Here is a 19,448-nt window from a genome sequence, read left to right on the forward strand (position 1 = left end):
TGTAAAATGGTTATTTTGTACATTTATAACTATTAATGCTTCGTTTATAACATTTTATTAATTTAAATATGAATAAGACGGAATAGTTACAGTATTTTTTAGTATTCAATATAAGTAGAGAAAAATTCAAACGGAATGATAAACCAAAGGTTTGATGTGTATCAGAGGATACAAATAGTAACTTGTTGTAACTGTTTTATAAATATATTATTTAGTATCTTAACTCCATGGATTTATCAAGATGAATAAATTATTAATTCCTGCTTTTTGTATTGCGTCTTTATCTGGGTGTGCGGTAACTGAGTATAACTATGTCCCTGACTCACAAAAAATCAGTGAACCTAAAATAGGCCAGGTCAACCATATTACAGTAGGGCAACCCTTAGTAAGAGAAGGCAATATTAGTGAAATAGACGGAATTAAAGTATTAAACCCAGTACAGATAGATTTGGCTTACAAAATTATCCCCGGTGTATTCAAGAAAGTGGGTTCAAGTGATAAAGGCGATTTTTATATGCCAGACCAAATCGTTGATTCTGGCTCGGTCACTGTTGAGGTTTTAGGGCAACCGTGGAATTCACTTTTAATTAAAAAAGGGTCTGGTCCTAATGAGATCTGTATCGTGACAGATGTTAATGTCGCTGTTTGTAGTGATAAAGCACAAATCGAACAGGTAAAACTAAATAATTCTGATGGTAATTCATTTGAACAAGCCTTAATTTTCAATGGGATAAATGACAAGGTTGTCGATGTTAGTTATCAGAAAATAGGTTCAAATATTGAAAATCAAGGATTTGGAGATAATATTCAGTATAATCTTAAGAATAGCGATATTATTTCTTATCGAAATGTAAAATTAAAAATTATCGATAGTTCAGAAAATTCATTAACCTATACGGTGATAAGTAATTTTTCTGACAATTAATGTGCATCACATTAATGAACTAGTTGAAAACAGCGTTAAACTAAATTTAGTCTCTAGTTAAGCGCTGTCGCAGCATCTTTTCTCACTTTATTCTTATTTTAACTTCAAAATATTTGGATCACATCGACAATTGAAGAATATTGTCTTTTCAGCATACCTCACATACTCTAAGTTAAATTGATTTAACGTAGAGGCGTTATTTATGATGAATATCCAATCCAATCACAATAGCTTTTTTATTTTATCTGATGACAAGCAAACGCGCCTTGCCGAAATAACTTTTGTTTATACTGGTGACGACTTAGTGATTATTGACCATACAGTGGTTGATGAAAGCTTAAAAGGACAGGGCATTGCAAAGCGATTAGTTGCTAAGGTTGTTGAGCGAATGAGAGAAGAAGGGCGAAAAATTATTCCATTATGCCCTTTTGCAAAAGCAATATTCGATAGAACACCTGAATACAGTGATATCCGCCAATAATATCTGTTAATTACTGATGAGGTAAGCATGAGTATTCAACATAATGATAAAATACCTGATTTACAGTTGATTACAGCACGTTCGAAAGATGTTGGTGGGCTTCCTGTTGCACGAGTTTTACCGACAAGAGAGCGGAGACTAATAGGTGCTTGGTGTTTTCTTGACCATGCAGGGCCTACGGTTTTTAAAGGCGATTCAGAGGGGATGAAGGTATCACCTCACCCTCATACAGCTTTACAAACATTCACTTGGATGATTGAAGGTGAGGTATTACACCGAGACAGTCTTGGCTATGAACAGGTTATTCGGCCAGGGCAGGTCAATTTAATGACAGCGGGTCATGGGATCAGCCATTCTGAAGATACCCATGGAGAGAGTCGCCAGTTACATGCAGTGCAATTGTGGATTGCTTTACCTGAAGCAGTTAAAGATATTGCCCCTCGTTTTGACCATTATCCTATATTGCCACGTTGGTCTGAAGGTGAAACATACTTCAATTTACTCGTTGGGGAATATGGAACTTATAAAGCACCAACATTAACATTTTCTTCGTTGATCGGGCTCGATATTGTTGCGAAGAAATCCGCTCGACAAATTTTAACGTTACGCTCTGAATTTGAATACGGTATTTTTGTGGTAAGTGGCAGTGCTGTTATTGAAGGGCAGCATGTTAATAGTAATGAATTAGTTTATTTAGGCAAAAATATAACTGAAGTTTCTGTAGAACTCGCCACAGATAGCCATATTTTATTGCTGGGTGGTGAGCCTTTAAATGAACCTGTGTTGATGTGGTGGAATTTTATTGGCCGAACTAAAGCTGATATTCATAACGCAGTTGAGGAATGGAACCAAGGAAGTTCTCGTTTTGGGAACGTTTTTAATGATAGGCGCGAGCCAACACTGGCTCCAGTTATGCCGTAATCAGTTTAAGTTACTCCTTTGTTTATTATATGAAATGAAGGAGTAAGTAATTTTAAATACGACTATAACGCTAAGCATATTGCCTATAAATGCGATTTTGTTTTGAATCTTAATTCAAATGGCAATAGTATTAAATTATTAAAAAATAATCTTACTGAAGTCGTATTTTATTAAAGTATAGGAGATGTTTAATGGCTATTTCTGCAAGAAACCAACTTTCAGGTGTTGTTGAGTCCATTGTTATGGGAGCGGTAAATGATGAAATTATACTCGATTTAGGCAATGGTGAAAGTATTGCGGCAGTGATTACTAAAAATAGTACCAAACAACTTGGTTTAGAAAAAGGTAAAGTGGCAACGGCAGTAATAAAAGCACCTTGGGTTGTGCTTGTGTCCAACGCTGAAGAATATAATTTCTCTGCTCGTAATCAATTTAATGGCGTGATTGAATCCATTGAAAAAGGGAGCGTTAATTCTGTGGTAAATTTAAAAACCAGTGCGGGAACTTTATTATCTGCAGTGGTAACAAATAATAGTACCGTAGAGTTGGGATTAAATGTTAAAAGTAAAGTAACTGCCATTATCAAAGCTTCCAGTGTTATTTTGGCAACTAAGAAATAGTAAAAATTGTTGAAAGGCTGTTATGGCAGCCTTTTGTAATTCACTTTCAGTCAGTTAACCTTTTCTAGGTTAATGATTTTAATTTTTTTACCTTTAAGCTCAATAAGCTTACCTTCAACTAGTTTTATTAATGTGCGGTTTAGTTGCCTGACAGACACACCAAGCATGGCGGCTATTGAATCGCGATTTTCCAATTTAAATTCAGATCCATACTGGTTTTCGGCAAAAACTAAATAACGTCTTAATTTATATTCAACAGAAAATGCAGAAGAAGAGTGTAGCTGCGATGCGTTAAAAAGCTTTTTGCTAAGATGTTGACATATAAATTGTAAAAAAATAGGGGAGTTAAGTTCTTTCTTTTGAATAATTTGTAGTGGAAATGCGAGTAACTTACAATCAGTGACTGCCTGTATCGTACTGTAAATACGGGTATTTTTGGCCTCATTGCTCTGAAATAATTCTAAGTCACCAATAACTGAAAACGCATTTTCAAATGAAAAAACAACATGCTCGCCATTTATTTCATAGCGTTCAACTTGTAGTTTTCCCTCTAAAAGAAAGTAGATAAATTTAATTGTGTCATTTTGCGACATTAAGTATTCAGATGAGCTGATTTTAATAAATTTTGCTGACTTTATTGTTTCTTCAGTCAGAATTTTATCAAGCTGATAGAGAGTAAAATATTCTTTGATTTTTTCAGAAGAGATAATTTTTTTCATTATTTATTCTATCAATGTGCGTATTTACAGTGAGCAGTATGGCATAGATTCGCAAGTGTAAAAAAGGACGTATGTCCTTTTTTTATCTATTGATGAACTGTTAGTTTAGGTGATATTCAATAGAAGGAGATATACATGAAAGAACAATTATCGAATAGAGTTGGCTGTACTGATGATATGCATGAAAAGATAAATTTAATGCCTAAAGTCGAATTACATGTGCATTTAGACACTTGCTTAAGTTTTCACTATGTAAAGCAAGCTAACCCATCCATTTCATTTAACGAATTTGCTAGCGCATTTATTGCGCCTGAAAAATGTGAAGATCTAGGTGACTTTTTAAAGTGTATAGAGCCACAACTTGATATTTTACAAACTAAAATGGCAATTTCTCTTGCAGTAAATGATTTATTTGAACAACTACAAAACGATAATGTTATTTATGTTGAGCTACGTTTTGCTCCGTTGTTACATCTTAGAAAAGGACTGAAAAGTGCAGAGGTAGTCGAAGTTGTTTTGGACGCCATGGAACAAGCCAAAGAAAAGTACGCTATCGAAGCTAGGCTAATACTATGTACCTTACGCCATTTTACGGAGCAACAAAGCTTGGAGACGGCCCAATTAGTTATTGATTATCAAGGCCGTAATGTTGTTGCATTAGATTTAGCTGCAGATGAAGCTAGGTTTACACTGAGTAACCATCAAGCTGCGTTTGATTATGTTCGCTCATATGGTGGCCATGTGATTGCTCATGCAGGGGAAGCTTTAGGGTATGAAAGTGTGCTTGAAACACTCGATAAATTGAAAGTATCCCGTATTGGACACGGCGTAAGAAGTATTGAAAGTGACGAAATAATTGAACGGTTAAAGCTTAATAAGATATTACTTGAAGTTTGTCCTAGCTGTAATATTACCTGTAATGTTTTTGACAGTATTCAAGTACACCCAGTTAACGAATTAAAGAAACGTGGTGTAAGGCTGAATATTAACACTGATGCGCGAACAGTTGCGAATACGACATTAAATCAAGAATACCAGTTATTACACAAGGTTTTTAACTGGACTATTGACGATTTTATTCAGTGTAATGTGCACGCGTTAGAGGCAAGTTTTCTTAATGATATTGTGCGAGAACAATTAACTAATAAAATCAAAAATTGGCTTTAAGCATCATTGAGGGGAGCGGTGGAATACCACTTTTCCCTTTTAACTCATTAAATCTCATAGTGTGATTGTACAAAGCCGGATGGGAAGGTAATGGTTTGGATATGTTTTAGGCGAATATCTTGCTGTATTGGGCCAAATAGTGAGCGCCCGTTGCCAAGTAATATAGGTAATCGTGTAATAATCAGTTTATTGATTAACCCGCTGTTTATAAATGATTGAACTATTTGCCCGCCATCAATATAAATATGTTGATGTCCTTCTTTTTCTAATAGGGCCATGGCTTCTTCGGGGAGGTGATTGAGGAAGCGAACTTTGCCAATTAAATGTTCAGGGATTGGCAGACTGGCTAATGATGAAGAAAGCACTATAACTGGCAACTCATATGGCCAAGGGGTCATATGAGAGAGTGTTTCATAAGTACCACGTCCCATAACGATAGCATCAATATGACTCATAAAATCATGATATCCGTGATCTTCATTTGTTGAGTCGAAGGATTGTAGCCAATCAATATCACCATTTTTTCGGGCGATATAACCGTCTAAGCTGGTTGCTATAAATACATGTCCTGAAATCATAATATGGTACCTATTCGAATTGTTTTACAGCTTATAATAATGAATGAAAGTGTAATAATACAGGTGATATAGTGCTTTATGTGCCCGCCAACCTTGGATTTTTTATGTCATATCAAGACCGTAATTATGTTTTAGGTATTCCCAAGTTACCCGCTCGTGCAATGATTTTTCTTGTTCCTTTCTTTTTATCCCTTGTCATGAGTGGAATTGTTTCGCTGATTAGTACGATAAGAGCTTTGGGCTTCACCAGCGAAGTGTTTTTTCCTTGGCTGAGTTCGTGGATGCTCTCTTGGATGATTGCTTTCCCGACCGTATTTTTTGTCTTACCGATTGCAAGGCGAATTTCACTGATGTTAGTTAAAAATGCATAACAGTGAGTGTTAAAATTGCTAATATAAAGGTGAAATTTATGGGCACTATTTTGAATGGGATTTTATGTCGATAAAAATTATTGGTTTGTTCTTTATTACAGCATTAGCTGAAATTGCAGGTTGTTACTTTCCTTATCTTTGGATGAAAAAACAAGGTGGGGCTTGGTTATTAATTCCTGCAGCCTTAAGTTTAATGCTGTTTGTTTGGTTGCTGACATTACACCCAGAAGCGAGCGGACGAATTTATGCAACTTATGGTGGGATATATATTGTCACAGCATTAGTCTGGCTGAAAGTGGTTGATGGTGTCTCTCTTACTGTGACTGATTGGGTGGGTGCTCTGGTTGTACTTGTAGGGGCTGGGATCATTATTAGTGGTTGGAAATAGATGATAATGTTATCTCATTATCTTAAAAATTTAATTATTTATTTTAAGATAATGAGGGGACTAAGATGGCTACAGCATTATCTCTTTATGTTTATTTCATCAAATAAATGCTAGATCCACATTTGAATTTTAAATTAAATGTAAGGGTTATTGTTTTACGAAATTAAACTATTTTCTTTTATGAAATGTTAATTAAAACTGCATTTAACTAAAATATTTTAAAATGTAACATTTGATCTAAATCAATTTAACAATAAATACTCTATTGGTAGTAATTTTAATTGATGTTTAACTACTCAGTTAATATTAATTAAACTTTTATTTTCACTTTCATTGATTTTAGGCAATATCTAATCATATTAGGCTGCTATTCTCTCATCGATTTATACAAAAAATATAAAGAGGTAGCAATGAACGTTAGTCGCAGAAAGTTTTTTAAAATCTGCGCTGGCGGGATGGCAGGTACAACTGTAGCTGCGTTAGGTTTTATGCCTGGAATGGCAATAGCTAATGTACGTGAATATAAATTACTTCGCTCTAAAGAGACGCGTAATACTTGTACTTACTGTTCTGTCGGTTGTGGATTACTAATATATAGCATGGGCGATGGCGCCATGAATGCTAAATCCGCGATATTCCATGTCGAGGGTGATTCAGACCACCCGGTAAACCGTGGTGCTTTATGTCCTAAAGGGGCTGGCCTACTCGACTATATCCAAAGCGAAAATCGTTTACGTTATCCAGAATATAGAGCGCCAGGCTCTGATAAATGGGAACGCATTAGTTGGAATGATGCCTTCACACGCATTGCACGCTTAATGAAAGATGATCGCGATGCGAATTTCATTGAAAAAAATGCGGAAGGAACAACTGTAAACCGTTGGTTATCAACAGGGATGCTTTGTGCATCAGCTGCTAGTAATGAAACGGGAATGTTGACGCAAAAATTCGCCAGATCGCTAGGAATGCTAGCGGTTGATAACCAAGCGCGTGTCTGACACGGACCAACGGTAGCAAGTCTTGCTCCAACATTTGGTCGCGGTGCGATGACCAACCACTGGGTTGATATCAAAAATGCCGATGTTGTCGTCGTTATGGGCGGTAATGCTGCGGAAGCACACCCTGTTGGGTTCCGCTGGGCAATTGAAGCGAAAAATAACAATGATGCCACACTGATTGTCATAGACCCGCGTTTTACGCGTACTGCATCAGTTGCTGACCATTATGTCCCTATCCGTTCAGGAACCGATATTACCTTTTTATCGGGCGTTTTGCTGTACCTGATTGAAAACCAAAAAATCAATGCTGAGTATGTTCAGAACTATACCAATGCATCGTTGATTGTTAGAGACGATTTTGACTTTAACGATGGTTTATTTAGTGGTTATGACGCTGATAAGCGTAGTTACGATAAAACCAGCTGGAACTATAAGTTTGATGAAAATGGTCACGCATTGCGCGATGACACATTACAAGATCCACGTTGCGTGTGGAATTTACTTCACAAACACGTATCACGCTATACGCCTGATATCGTTGAGCAAATTTGTGGAACGCCAAAAGCCGATTTCTTGAAAGTCTGTGAAATTTTAGCCACAACAAGTGCGGCAGATAAAGCTGGGACTTTTCTGTATGCATTAGGCTGGACACAACATACTGTTGGCGCACAAAACATTCGCACCATGGCGATGATCCAGTTACTGCTAGGTAACATGGGGGTTGCGGGTGGCGGTGTGAACGCATTGCGCGGGCACTCGAACATTCAAGGCTTGACAGATTTAGGGTTACTATCAACCAGTTTACCGGGTTACTTGACGCTGCCTTCTGAAAAGCATCAAGACATTGATAGCTACCTGACTGCGAATACACCAAAAGCGACATTACCAAATCAGGTGAATTTCTGGAGTAACTATCCTAAATTCTTCGTGAGTTTGATGAAGTCTTTCTATGGTGATTCAGCTCAAGCAGAAAACCAATGGGGTTATGACTGGTTACCTAAATGGGACCAAGCTTATGATGTCATGAAGTATTTTGACATGATGAGCAAAAACCAAGTGACTGGCTATATCTGTCAAGGGTTTAACCCAGTGGCTTCATTCCCTGATAAGAACAAAGTGGTTAGTTGCCTCAGTAAATTGAAATACCTGATTGTTGTAGACCCATTAGTCACTGAAACGGCTAATTTCTGGCAAAATCACGGTGAGATGAATGACGTTGATACGGCTTCGATTCAAACCGAAGTGTTCCGTTTACCATCGACCTGTTTTGCGGAAGAAGATGGCTCGATAGCAAACTCAGGCCGTTGGTTACAATGGCACTGGCAAGCCGCAGATGCCCCAGGCGAAGCGCGTAATGATGGCCAAATCTTGACCGGAATTCTGTATAAGATCCGTGAATTGTATGAGAAAGAAGGTGGCCAAGGCCAAGATCCTCTGATGCAAATGAAATGGAATTATAAACAACAATTCCATCCTGAATCAGAAGAAGTGGCAAAAGAAAACAACGGTGTTGCACTGGTTGATCTTTATGATGCTGACGGCAATTTACAAGCGAAAAAAGGTGAATTACTCAGCTCATTTGCTTTATTGCGAGCCGATGGTTCAACAGCCTCTTCTTGCTGGATTTACACCGGTAGCTGGACTGAGAAAGGCAACCAGATGGCAAATCGTGATAACAGCGACCCATCCGGTATCGGTAACACATTGGGCTGGGCATGGGCATGGCCTCTGAACCGCCGTGTGATTTATAACCGTGCGTCTTGTGATACCCAAGGTAAACCGTGGAATAAAGACCGCGTGCTTATCGAGTGGAATGGTAAAAAATGGGTCGGTAATGATATTCCTGACTTTAATGCTTCTGCACCTGAAGTAGGAACAGGGCCATTCATCATGCAACCAGAAGGTTTAGGTCGTTTATTTGCTATCGATAAGATGGCAGAAGGGCCATTCCCTGAGCATTATGAGCCATTTGAAACACCACTTGGCACTAACCCGTTGCACCCGAATGTGGTTTCTAACCCAGCGGCGCGAATTTTTGATGAAGACAAGAAACGTCTTGGCGACCACAAAGATTTCCCTTATGTAGGAACCACATACCGCTTAACAGAGCATTTCCACACATGGACCAAGCATGCTCGCTTGAACGCGATTGCTCAGCCAGAGCAATTTGTTGAAATCAGCGAAACACTAGCGAAAGCCAAAGGAATTGCGTTAGGTGATAAGGTCAAAGTCAGTAGTAAGCGTGGGTTTATCAAAGCAGTTGCGGTTGTCACTCCTCGATTACAAACGCTGATGGTGGATGGGAAACCAATTGAAACTGTTGGATTACCGATTCACTGGGGCTTTGAAGGCGCGACTCAAAAAGGGTTTATCACCAATACGTTAACGCCGTCTGTCGGCGATGCTAACTCTCAGACACCTGAGTATAAGGCATTCTTAGTTAACATTGAGAAGGCGTAAGGGAGGGAACATGTCCATGCAATCTCAAGACATTATTAAACGTTCCGCGACCAATAGCATTACGCCTCCGCCACAAGCGCGTGATGATAAGCTTGAAGTCTGTAAGCTCATCGATGTGTCATCCTGTATCGGCTGTAAAGCTTGTCAGGTGGCATGTTCTGAGTGGAATGATATCCGTGACGAAGTTGGCCACTGCGTTGGGGTTTATGATAACCCTACGGATTTAAGTGCAAAATCGTGGACGGTGATGCGTTTTAGCGAAACCACTGAAATGGGCAAGCTAGAATGGCTGATCCGTAAAGATGGCTGTATGCACTGTACCGATCCTGGATGTTTGAAGTCTTGCCCATCAGCAGGAGCAATCATTCAGTACGCAAATGGTATTGTGGATTTCCAATCAGAGCACTGTATTGGTTGTGGCTATTGTATCGCAGGTTGCCCATTCAACATTCCTCGATTAAACCCGAAAGATAATCGAGTGTACAAGTGTACCTTGTGTGTTGATAGGGTGAGTGTTGGCCAAGAACCAGCATGTGTGAAAACTTGTCCAACAGGCGCTATTCGTTTCGGTACGAAAAAAGAGATGTTGGAATACGGTGCAGAGCGCGTAACGAAATTGCAAAATCGGGGTTATGCGCAAGCGGGAATTTATGATCCTGAAGGCGTTGGTGGTACACATGTTGTTTATGTACTTCACCATGCTGACAAACCTGAACTGTATCATGGCCTGCCTAAAGACCCACAAATTGATACGCCAATCAATCTGTGGCAGGGCATCTTGAAACCACTTTCTGTCGTTGGATTTATCGCGACCTTTGCAGGGTTGATTTTCCACTATGTGGGAATTGGTCCGAACAAAGAAGTGAGTGATGAAGAGGAGAAAGATGACCATGAGTAAGAAAAGCAAAATGATTGTGCGGACTAAGTTTATTGACCGCGCGTGTCACTGGACGGTTGTCATCAGTTTCTTCTTGGTTGCTTTGTCGGGGATCGCGTTATTTTTCCCAACACTGAAATGGTTGACGGAAACCTTTGGTACACCACAAATGGGACGGATTTTACACCCATTCTTCGGTGTACTCATTTTCGTCGTGCTGATGTTTATGTTTGTTCGCTTTGTAAAACACAATATTCCAGATAAGAAAGACTTACCTTGGATTAAAAATATTGTTGAAGTACTCAAAGGTAACGAACATGAAGTGGCTGATGTCGGTAAATATAACGCCGGTCAAAAAATGATGTTCTGGAGTATCATGAGCCTGATTTTTGTGCTCTTGGTCACCGGTATTATTATTTGGCGCCCTTATTTCGCACATTTATTCCCAATGTGGATGGTGCGTTGGGGGCTGTTGATCCACGCTGTTGCTGCGATTGTCTTGATCCATGCCATTTTAATTCATATGTACATGGCATTTTGGGTTAAAGGTTCAATCAACGGAATGATCGAAGGGAAAGTTAGCCGCCGTTGGGCGAGAAAACATCACCCTCGTTGGTACCGCGATGTTGAAGCGAAAGAAGCCAAAGCCGAAGCTGAAAGTAAAAAATAATTTATTTTTAGGTTAGCGAAACCGCTGTTGTGTGACTAAGCATGGCAGCGGTTTTTTATTGGGTGTAAATAAGCATGAATTGTGAGCAATTTCATTGTGGCAAACTAACGGTTGTCAGTCGCTAATCGATATAGCACATGTTCTTGCAACCAATGGCCATCAGGGAGTGCAGGGTGATAAAAGTTATTTGGATGTTTTATCATTCCAAGTCTTTTCATAACAGATTCTGATGGAGAATTGACCACCGCGGTGAACGCAACAAGCTCTTCTAGTTTTAGTTGTTCAAATGCAAATTTGATCGCTGCGTGAGCCCCTTCAGTCGCATAGCCTTGGTGCCAATAGTTGGGATGCAAGCGCCAACTTAATTCAACACAAGGGGAAAAAGGTAAATTAGCGGCGGGAATATTTAAACCGATAAACCCAATGAATTGTTTATTGGATTTTAATTCTACAGCCCATAATCCCCACCCCCCTTGTTGAGCGAATTTATCTATGATGGTTTCCATAAATTGTGCATTTTGCTGTTCATTTAGCACAGAAGGAAAGTAGTGCATGACATCGGGATGGCTATTCATTTGGTAAAGTGGGTGCTTATCTTCTTCTTGCCACCCACGTAGCCGTAAACGTTCAGTTTCTAATTCAATGATTTTCACGATTATTCTTTATTAAGGTGCATATGGAGAATAGGGAACGGATTACCTTCGCCATCTAGTTCAGAACGTGCATATTGTGTAAAACCCATGTGCTGATAGAAGCCGATGGCTTGAGGATTTTGCTCATTAACGTCCAGTTCAGTAATGCCTAACGTGTCAATGGCATATTGAAGGAGTTTTTTCCCAGTACCTTGGCCTCTACTTTCTTGAGAAATAAACAACATTTCAAGGCGGTGTTTATCGCAGCCTAGAAAACCGGTCATATTGCCTGTGTCATCAAATGCCACAAAAACAGCTAAATGCGGTAAGTAAAGCTGTTTGATAGCAACTTTTAGCTCCGCAATTTTTTCTTCAGTTAAAAAATGGTGGGTAGCTCTAACTGAAGACTCCCAAACACGAATAATATCATCATCGTGTGCACGTGTGGCACTTTGGACTATCATTATATTATCTCCATGTATTAACTGGAAATCTTAGCTTTTGTTTTTTTTATGTCAATCGCTTATTTTAAATTTACGTTAAGGTTGTTTTTGAGATATTTATCGCAGAAAAAAAAGCTAACTACTTCATTATTAGACTAGCTACGGCGTAATTTTTTCGCCAATTATTTAATATAGCGATAAAGTACTTTTCTTTGTTAATTTAATCGTAGGGGTATCTTAATGAAATATAAATTATTAACTCTCTGTTTATCTACGGCACTATTAACACCAATTGCACCTGTATTAGCCAATACAGGCACCGAATCAGATATGATTTTGGACCAAGTTTTAGTCCTTAGCCGCCATAATTTACGTACACCTATCGTAAATACCGGTATTCTTACTGAAGTGACTGATAAAAAATGGCCTGCTTGGGATGCGCAAAGTGGTTATCTCACAACGAAAGGAGGCGCACTTGAAGTCTATATGGGGCATTATTTTAGGGAATGGATCGATCAAAATAAATTACTTGCAGATGAACTGTGCCCAACGAGCAATGAGGATGTGTACCTTTATACGAATAGTCTACAAAGAACGATAGCAACCGCCCAATTTTTTGCGGCAGGTGCATTTCCTGGATGCAAGGTGAGTATTCATCATCAGCCTGAAATTGGCAAAATGGATCCTGTTTTTAACCCCATTATTACGAATGGCTCCCCTGAATTTAAGCAAAAGGCACTTGCGGAGATGGAGCAATATTTTAACGGGTTATCGCTTACAGCGGGTTATGAAGAATTGGATACAGTTCTGAATATTAAAGACTCCCAAAAATGTAAAACAGATAAACTGTGTAATTTAAACAGCCAAAAAAATAATTTTATTATTGAAGCAGAAAAAGAACCGGGCGTCAGTGGCCCATTAAAAATTGCGAATTCAGCTGTAGACGCTATTGATCTGCAATATTATGAAGGTTTTCCGGCTAATGATGTGGCTTGGGGGCTTGTGGATACCCCTGAAAAATGGAAAAAACTGAATACGTTAAAAAATGCTTACCAAGAAACGTTGTTTACGCCAAAAATTATTGCTAAGAATGTGGCTCATCCAATACTGAATTATATTGATAAAGGCTTTGTTTCTGTCGATAAAGGAGAAACTGCAAAATTTATATTCTTAGTCGGTCATGATTCAAATATTGCTTCGTTGATGTCAGCTATGGATTTTAAACCATATCAATTACCAGAGCAGTATGAGCACACCCCAATTGGAGGGAAATTAGTGTTTCAACGTTGGACGGACAAACAAGCTAATAAAGATTTTATGAAAGTAGAATATGTTTATCAAACCTCAGATCAGCTTAGGGATAATACATATTTGTCATTACAAACACCTCCTAAGCATGTCACATTAGAGTTAAAAGGGTGCCCAATAGATAAAAGCGGTTATTGTTCTTGGGAAGATTTCCAAAAAGTCATGGCGACAGCCTTAGAACAGTAATAACGGGGTGTTGATGCCCGACTAACTTGAGTGGGGCATCATTTTTTGGGAAGATAGTTAAATTATATATTCGGTTTATTAATATGTTATGTGGATAAAACGCTCACTATGTCTATTCAGTTTTTTCAACTAAACCAAATTGGTACTGCAGATCTTATCGCATTAAATACTCACCCTGCTGTGCTTGAACATATGCCGTTAGGCAGTCATCTTTTTGATGAGCAAGCCTGCTGTGAGTGGGTTGCAGGAAAAGAGCAGCATTGGGATCAACATGGCTATGGCGTATGGGCCATTATGATTGATGGTCAGTTTGCAGGCTGGGGAGGGTTACAAAATGAAGCGGGTGACGCGGATTTAGCTTTAGTTTTGCATCCCAAGTTTTGGGGAAAGGGAAAATACATTGTTAATAATATAATTCATAAAGCTTTTACATCACTGAAGGTTGAGTCCGTTACAATTCACTTACCGCTAACGCGTAAGAAAATATCAGCGATTTTGCGTTATGGTTTTACTGAAGAGGCTATTGTTGATTTTGACGGTATTCCTTTTAAGCGTTTTAGATTAAGCCACTGAACAGTTTTATCGCATAAAAAAACCCTGCTAAAAAGCAGGGCGTGAAAATCACGAAAATGTTTATGAGCCTTTAATTTACTCTAAATTAGCGAGAAAATAGCCTTATAAAGTGTATGTCTTTGCTGTTTTTTGTAACAATCATTAAGACTAAGCCTTTTATTTGTAAAATGCGTTGGTTTAGCTGTAAATGTAACTTTAGCCCTTATTATCTAACAACTAATACGCTAGTTTTCGCATAGCGAACTACTGAGGCTGCATTCGAACCGAGCAAATAGGTTGACATGCTTGGGCGGCGTGAACCGAGTAAAATAATATCAGCGTTAATATCTTCTGCTGTTGCGAGAATTTCGTCTTTAACAGAACCGACGGTTGCTTTTGCCTGTATCTTATCTGCAGGGATATCAAATAATTTAATTTTTTCTTTTAGCTCGGTCAGAATAATTTCAGCTTGCTTTTCGTCATCAGGAAAGTCTCCTGGCAAGATTGTGCCACCGTAGCGTAAATAATTTGAAATTGGTGCGGCTACGGCAAGAAAGTGTACTGTTGCATCGTTCAATTTTTGTAGCGAATTAACATGAGGCACTAATAAATTAGTGAGGGCATCTTCGGTTACATCGATAGGAACTAAAATTGTCTTGTACATAATATCTCCCTTTTTCTTTTATATTATAAGTTTAGAACAATATCATACATTGTGAATTCGATTATTAATAGTAATGGATTTATTGGGTAAAGGGTGTGAGCAAGTAGCGGTAATAAGATTTTTCATCAAAAAAAGAGAGAAGCCTGATGTCATTACAATGAATGATATCAGGCAAAATGCAGGGAATATTAGGATAGGTTTATTTTTTTACGCAAGCTTCTTTTAAGCCAGCTTTGCAGGCTTGAGCTAAATATTCGGCCGCGGATTTTTCATTTATTTCAACGCCTTCACCACTTTCTAGCATCTTACCGACTTGGTATTGTGCTGGTGGGAACTTTTTATCGGCAGATTTTTTGAACCATTCAAAAGCAATAATATAATTTTGTTTTACACCAATACCTTGATAGTAAAACTGCCCCATGTAGTTTTGGGCTTCAACGTTGCCTTTATTCGCTGACTTTTCGAATAGATCCATAGCCGTTTCAAGGTTGGCTTCAACACCATTACCATTTAAATACATATCACCTAAAAACAACTGAGCATCAGAGTTGCCTTTATTCGACGCCATTGTTAGCCATTTCTTTGCTTTACCATAGTCCTGTTTAAGCTCATTCCCAAGGTAATAGCCAATTCCTAACATGACTTGTGCTTTTATATCCCCTTTTTGTGCCTCTTGCTCGATGCGTTTAATGGCTTCTTTGGGAACTGCGGCGACACTCAGGTTAATTGAAAAGGCACATAAAATAATAAATGAGAGAATTCTAAGCATGATTTGATATCTTATATTAGCGTTGTTTTTTTCTGTTTTTAATACAATGTCTCAATGAGATTTATTGTCAACAAAGTAAAGCATATTATATAAAAAAAACTACATCAAAATACGTAATATAAAACAAGCGATACGTTGTGTGTTTTTACGCATTTTTAGGGTAATTAGTAACTTCCCATACTCTACGATTTTAATTGAAAAATATCAATATATAATAAAAAAGACAATATATTTGAGTATGAAGTTTAATGTCTTTTAGTAATTTTATGTATCTGTTGTTACAAGATATTAATAAAAAAATGATTTGAAATCATATGCGGAGGTTAAAGATAAGAGAATAAAATATTAATTGATAAGTTTTATTTTAGAAGATTATTTTTAAAAGACATTTAATACGAATAAATTATCGATATAAAACACATTAAAGGTGAGGAAAGTAAATAAAATAAGGAGTAGTGCATATGTATTAGAAAGGTGTGAATTGAAATTTACAGAGTCCACACCTTAACAATATGATAAGAACCTGCCCGTTGATGGCTTAAAAAAGCTTATAACTCAAATAATGGAGTAGGTTTACCGTTGTCATCAATGGCGACATTTACACCTATGACAGCAAAAGACAACCTTAGTCATTTTATTTATACAAGTGGTTGTTATTTAATGATTTAATAAAATCCCCATTGACAAGTTAAGACAGGTTAAGCCACCATAAGACATACTTAATGTGTCCACCAGTGTGTCCATCAAAACTGGATGACAATTGTAAAAATGGGGCAACAATGGCAATAACAGATACATTTTTGCGAATAAATCAGGGCAAAAAACAATCATCGGTTATCGAAAAATCAGATCGTGACGGTTTGTGGGTGCGCATTTCTAAAAATGGCGTGGTGTCTTTTTTCTATCGATACCGATTTCTAGGTAAGCAGGATAAGATGACTATTGGGAAATACCCTGTAATGTCACTCAAAGAAGCCAGATCTAAAGTTTTGCACTGGTCAAAGGTTCTAAGTGAGGGGCAAAACCCAAAACTGGTTCAGTCCTTGGAAATTGAAACTATCAATCAGAATAGCTCATTTGAAGACTTATATCGACAGTGGCATGAGATGCATTTTGAAGGGAAGGTAAGTTCAGTGAACGTATTGAGAACTTTTGAAATACACGTATTCCCTAAGTTAGGTAAGTATTCACCAGAGCAGTTAACTACAAAAATATGGGTTTCTTATTTAGATGGAATGTCTAAAAAGTACTCAGAAATCACGAAGCGCATTTTAAATAACTCAGCTGAATGTTATGAGTGGGCTAGAAAGCGGAATATAATAGCTCTAAACCCGCTATTAAATCTTAGTCCTAAAGATTTCGGTGTTAAAAAGGGGCAAGGTTCACGCACGTTAGGCGACTCAGAAATTTACTACATTTTAAAAGCTAGCAAAGAATCAAGAATGGAAGAGAAAAACGCTTTGTTTGTGTTTTTATGCCTTTACTATGGCTGTCGTGTTGGTGAGCTTCGATTAGCCAAAAAAAGCGATTTTGACTTCAATAAAATGATATGGGTAGTTCCTGCAGAGAACCACAAGACAGGAGGCTCAACAGGAATGCCATTAATAAGACCAATAATAGAAAACTCTGTTCCTGCTATACAAAGGCTTATCGAGTTAGCTGATAGTGAAGTAATTTTTAACTCAGGAACGGATGTTATATCTTTTAATTTTCACCTATCATTTCCTAAAAATCTTATTCGATACTGCAAAAGAAGTTATGATGTAATCATCCCTCATTTTTCTATGCATGACCTAAGACGTACCGCTAGAACGAATTTCTCAGAATTAACCGCGCCCCATGTCGCAGAAACAATGTTAGGTCATAAATTACCCGGGGTATGGGGTGTTTATGATAAATACAGCTATATGAATGAGATGAGAGAGGCTTATAAAAAGTGGTGGGATAAATTGGAGTTAATAACGAAATTCGCCCCAAGTTAGGGGCGTTATTTTCATTTGCGGCTCGCTTTACTTAGTTCCGAATCTTTCGTTTGCCATTCTAAAACTTTATATTTAAACCATCTATTTTCAGATCCTTGATAGCTACAGTCAGGTTCGGGAAATGGTAATACTGCACGCTTTCTTCTTCTGTCTAGCGTTCTTGACGAAATTCGTAGATGTTCACATACATCTTTAGTGGTCATATATGCATTATCAAGGGTCACTTATCACCTCCCTTCACATATCCATTCTTCAGTATTGCCGCTGCAACTTCAGCTGGAGTTCCTAGCCACATAGCATCATCGATAATGGCGTTTAGGTTTCCATAGCTGAGGTCTTCAACTGTTTTTGGCCATACATTTTGCGGGACGCCATAATAAACACAATCGGCTATCTGGCTGGTGGTCATTTGAATGATTTCCTCAGTGGTAAAATCCATTCTCTGATAACCAGCATCCCAAACAGCCTCAGTTACATCACCCGGATCCCCACCTGCATTTTTAATGATACTGACGAGGTTAAAATCAAGCGTTGCCATTGCCTACCTCCATTAGCCCTTCAAGCTTCACAACTAACTCATACATTTCACTTTTACATTGGCGGGTCTTTGTTAGTTCGCCCATGCGGTTGTTTATCTGAATCAACTCATCATCAATTTTTACCAGTTCAGCACGTAGTTGTTTACTGTTCGATACGTTCAGGGTTCCGTTTGAAACGGAGGTGTGCTGTTCTGGTGTAAGGTGATTTTTCTCACCTTTAAATTCTGGCTTTGTGACAGAATTAAGTGATATCAATTGTTTGTCGGAGGTATCTTCTAAAAGGGGCGATTTCTCCTCTTTAGCTTCAACCCACTGGTAAACTCTTGAGCCGTTTTTTACCTGACTAACCACATTTCCATTTTTGATATCAGTTTTTAAACGCCCACCAATGTTATTTGCCGAATCTCCAGTTGCTTTAGCTAGCTCTGCAGCCGTCATAGCCTGCGTGCTTTGCTGTAAAGCCTCTCTTAAGATTTCAATCTTAGGACGCTCATCGCTAGCCTGACATGAAAATTTTGAAGCAATAGGGCTCTTGTTTATTTTTGGCTCTGGCTGGTTAGTAAGTTGATACACACCATTAACCAGCTTTACCGCACCTTTTCGCATTTGATTGGTAATCATTGCATTAACAACTTGGGCGCTTTGATCCATATGCAAAGCAAGCGTATCGATATCACATGGACCCACTTCTTCAAGCGCATCGATAATTAAAGGGTTATTGCTCATCATTCACCTTCCTTGCGCGTTTTTTTCTTTTTGGTGATCGGGATTAATTTTGGTGCAACGATTTGTGGTGCTGGTGGTAGAGGAGGGCATGCGCCCATCCTGATATAACAGCGTTGCCTGATCCCGTGAATAATTCGAGCCGTCCAATCGCAACCGTCATCCACATAGTGAGTAACCCGAACTATCACATCATCGTAATCAACCATTTCGTGTTCAGTATTATCTTGTTCAATCACTTGCTAGCCTCCTTGCTAATAACTTTGTAGGCATGTAATACATGGTTAGCCTTACCGTAAATCGTTGTTACTCGAAAAAAGAAACCTATTGATGATTCATGAACCGGCGCACGAAGTAGGGCCATATCAATTAGGCGATTTAGCTTTCTACGTTCGGTAATGAAAGATAAGATCACTACTTTGGCTGTGTTGCCTGTTTCGCTGGCGATATATTCAATTTTCATTGTTCCACCGTC

At 38.3% G+C, this 19,448-nt stretch carries 24 protein-coding genes; 13 read left to right on the top strand and 11 right to left on the bottom strand.

Translation table 11 applies throughout. The features are described 5' to 3' along the window. Positions 1-241 precede the first annotated feature (241 nt). The 4 genes from PR800_RS01065 to PR800_RS01080 all read left to right on the top strand — a co-directional run bounded on the left by PR800_RS01065 (position 242) and on the right by PR800_RS01080 (position 2,947). Entirely contained in the window at positions 242-925 is a 684-nt protein-coding gene (locus tag PR800_RS01065; RefSeq protein WP_272529978.1) for a hypothetical protein, read from the top strand. A 205-nt stretch (positions 926-1,130) separates the two neighbouring features. Beyond that, positions 1,131-1,406, top strand: a complete 276-nt coding sequence (locus PR800_RS01070; protein WP_166185345.1) for a GNAT family N-acetyltransferase — start codon at positions 1,131-1,133, stop codon at positions 1,404-1,406. 27 nt (positions 1,407-1,433) lie between these two features. Further along, positions 1,434-2,327 (top strand): pirin family protein, encoded by an 894-nt coding sequence (locus PR800_RS01075; protein WP_166185296.1) that lies wholly within the window; start codon positions 1,434-1,436, stop codon positions 2,325-2,327. Between the two features lie 191 nt (positions 2,328-2,518). Further along, on the top strand, positions 2,519-2,947 hold the full coding sequence (locus PR800_RS01080) for a TOBE domain-containing protein (RefSeq protein WP_181489864.1): 429 nt from the start codon (positions 2,519-2,521) through the stop codon (positions 2,945-2,947). A 50-nt stretch (positions 2,948-2,997) separates the two neighbouring features. On the opposite strand, the gene PR800_RS01085 is transcribed toward PR800_RS01080, so the two are convergent. Next, entirely contained in the window at positions 2,998-3,666 is a 669-nt protein-coding gene (locus tag PR800_RS01085; RefSeq protein WP_272529980.1) for a Crp/Fnr family transcriptional regulator, read from the bottom strand. Between the two features lie 135 nt (positions 3,667-3,801). On the opposite strand from PR800_RS01085, the gene add reads away from it, so the two are divergent. Further along, positions 3,802-4,833 carry an adenosine deaminase gene (gene add / locus PR800_RS01090; protein ID WP_239979452.1) on the top strand — a complete coding sequence of 344 codons (1,032 nt, stop codon included), beginning with the start codon at positions 3,802-3,804 and terminating at the stop codon, positions 4,831-4,833. 47 nt (positions 4,834-4,880) lie between these two features. Here add and PR800_RS01095 read toward each other — a convergent pair whose 3' ends face one another. After that, entirely contained in the window at positions 4,881-5,411 is a 531-nt protein-coding gene (locus tag PR800_RS01095; RefSeq protein WP_210844425.1) for a dihydrofolate reductase family protein, read from the bottom strand. A 104-nt stretch (positions 5,412-5,515) separates the two neighbouring features. Between PR800_RS01095 and PR800_RS01100 the strand changes: the two genes are divergently transcribed. From PR800_RS01100 to fdnI, 5 genes are all read left to right on the top strand, one after another. Beyond that, complete coding sequence (locus PR800_RS01100; protein WP_102138524.1) at positions 5,516-5,782, top strand: DUF2798 domain-containing protein; 267 nt, start codon at positions 5,516-5,518, stop codon at positions 5,780-5,782. A 64-nt stretch (positions 5,783-5,846) separates the two neighbouring features. Then, positions 5,847-6,170 (top strand): YnfA family protein, encoded by a 324-nt coding sequence (locus PR800_RS01105; RefSeq protein WP_195698478.1) that lies wholly within the window; start codon positions 5,847-5,849, stop codon positions 6,168-6,170. A 410-nt stretch (positions 6,171-6,580) separates the two neighbouring features. Beyond that, complete coding sequence (gene fdnG / locus PR800_RS01110) at positions 6,581-9,628, top strand: formate dehydrogenase-N subunit alpha (protein WP_210848445.1); 3,048 nt, start codon at positions 6,581-6,583, stop codon at positions 9,626-9,628. Between the two features lie 10 nt (positions 9,629-9,638). Further along, entirely contained in the window at positions 9,639-10,526 is an 888-nt protein-coding gene (gene fdxH, locus PR800_RS01115) for a formate dehydrogenase subunit beta (RefSeq protein ID WP_004909723.1), read from the top strand. Continuing rightward, entirely contained in the window at positions 10,519-11,175 is a 657-nt protein-coding gene (gene fdnI / locus PR800_RS01120) for a formate dehydrogenase-N subunit gamma (RefSeq protein WP_125890756.1), read from the top strand. The genes fdxH and fdnI overlap by 8 nt, the downstream gene beginning before the upstream one ends. A gap of 104 nt (positions 11,176-11,279) precedes the next feature. Here the strand turns inward: fdnI and PR800_RS01125 are convergent, their stop codons facing one another. Both PR800_RS01125 and PR800_RS01130 read right to left on the bottom strand, forming a co-directional pair. After that, positions 11,280-11,828, bottom strand: a complete 549-nt coding sequence (locus PR800_RS01125) for a GNAT family N-acetyltransferase (protein ID WP_207393036.1) — start codon at positions 11,826-11,828, stop codon at positions 11,280-11,282. Positions 11,829-11,830: 2 nt separating this feature from the next. Further along, on the bottom strand, positions 11,831-12,271 hold the full coding sequence (locus PR800_RS01130) for a GNAT family N-acetyltransferase (RefSeq protein WP_166266835.1): 441 nt from the start codon (positions 12,269-12,271) through the stop codon (positions 11,831-11,833). 219 nt (positions 12,272-12,490) lie between these two features. Here PR800_RS01130 and agp point away from each other — a divergent pair, with 219 nt between their 5' ends. Together agp and PR800_RS01140 are read left to right on the top strand one after the other, a co-directional pair. Then, on the top strand, positions 12,491-13,744 hold the full coding sequence (gene agp / locus PR800_RS01135; protein WP_166266837.1) for a bifunctional glucose-1-phosphatase/inositol phosphatase: 1,254 nt from the start codon (positions 12,491-12,493) through the stop codon (positions 13,742-13,744). A 108-nt stretch (positions 13,745-13,852) separates the two neighbouring features. Further along, entirely contained in the window at positions 13,853-14,317 is a 465-nt protein-coding gene (locus PR800_RS01140) for a GNAT family N-acetyltransferase (RefSeq protein ID WP_166266839.1), read from the top strand. Between the two features lie 205 nt (positions 14,318-14,522). Here PR800_RS01140 and PR800_RS01145 read toward each other — a convergent pair whose 3' ends face one another. Further along, positions 14,523-14,960, bottom strand: coding sequence for a universal stress protein (locus tag PR800_RS01145; RefSeq protein ID WP_195698480.1), 438 nt, complete (start codon positions 14,958-14,960; stop codon positions 14,523-14,525). Positions 14,961-15,159: 199 nt separating this feature from the next. Beyond that, complete coding sequence (locus PR800_RS01150) at positions 15,160-15,729, bottom strand: tetratricopeptide repeat protein (protein WP_125890762.1); 570 nt, start codon at positions 15,727-15,729, stop codon at positions 15,160-15,162. Between the two features lie 779 nt (positions 15,730-16,508). On the opposite strand from PR800_RS01150, the gene PR800_RS01155 reads away from it, so the two are divergent. Then, positions 16,509-17,711, top strand: coding sequence for a tyrosine-type recombinase/integrase (locus PR800_RS01155; protein ID WP_272529987.1), 1,203 nt, complete (start codon positions 16,509-16,511; stop codon positions 17,709-17,711). A gap of 11 nt (positions 17,712-17,722) precedes the next feature. Here the strand turns inward: PR800_RS01155 and xis are convergent, their stop codons facing one another. From xis to PR800_RS01180, 5 genes are read right to left on the bottom strand one after another with little or no spacing between them, the layout of a single operon-like run. Next, positions 17,723-17,914: an excisionase Xis gene (gene xis / locus PR800_RS01160; RefSeq protein ID WP_105881218.1), complete on the bottom strand. Its 192-nt coding sequence runs from the start codon at positions 17,912-17,914 to the stop codon at positions 17,723-17,725. 17 nt (positions 17,915-17,931) lie between these two features. Continuing rightward, positions 17,932-18,249: a hypothetical protein gene (locus tag PR800_RS01165; RefSeq protein WP_272529989.1), complete on the bottom strand. Its 318-nt coding sequence runs from the start codon at positions 18,247-18,249 to the stop codon at positions 17,932-17,934. Then, the gene (locus tag PR800_RS01170) at positions 18,236-18,979 is read right to left on the bottom strand and encodes a hypothetical protein (protein WP_272529991.1); all 744 of its coding nucleotides are present in this window, start codon (positions 18,977-18,979) and stop codon (positions 18,236-18,238) included. Before PR800_RS01170 ends, PR800_RS01165 begins: the two co-directional genes overlap by 14 nt. Beyond that, complete coding sequence (locus PR800_RS01175) at positions 18,976-19,212, bottom strand: hypothetical protein (RefSeq protein WP_272529993.1); 237 nt, start codon at positions 19,210-19,212, stop codon at positions 18,976-18,978. The genes PR800_RS01170 and PR800_RS01175 overlap by 4 nt, the downstream gene beginning before the upstream one ends. Continuing rightward, a complete protein-coding gene (locus PR800_RS01180; protein ID WP_272529994.1) occupies positions 19,209-19,436 on the bottom strand; it encodes a hypothetical protein in 228 nt (75 codons plus the stop codon). Before PR800_RS01180 ends, PR800_RS01175 begins: the two co-directional genes overlap by 4 nt. Positions 19,437-19,448 lie beyond the last annotated feature (12 nt).

Origin of the sequence: Providencia sp. PROV205 (genome assembly GCF_028479505.1) — a bacterium.
GTDB lineage: Bacteria > Pseudomonadota > Gammaproteobacteria > Enterobacterales > Enterobacteriaceae > Providencia > Providencia huaxiensis.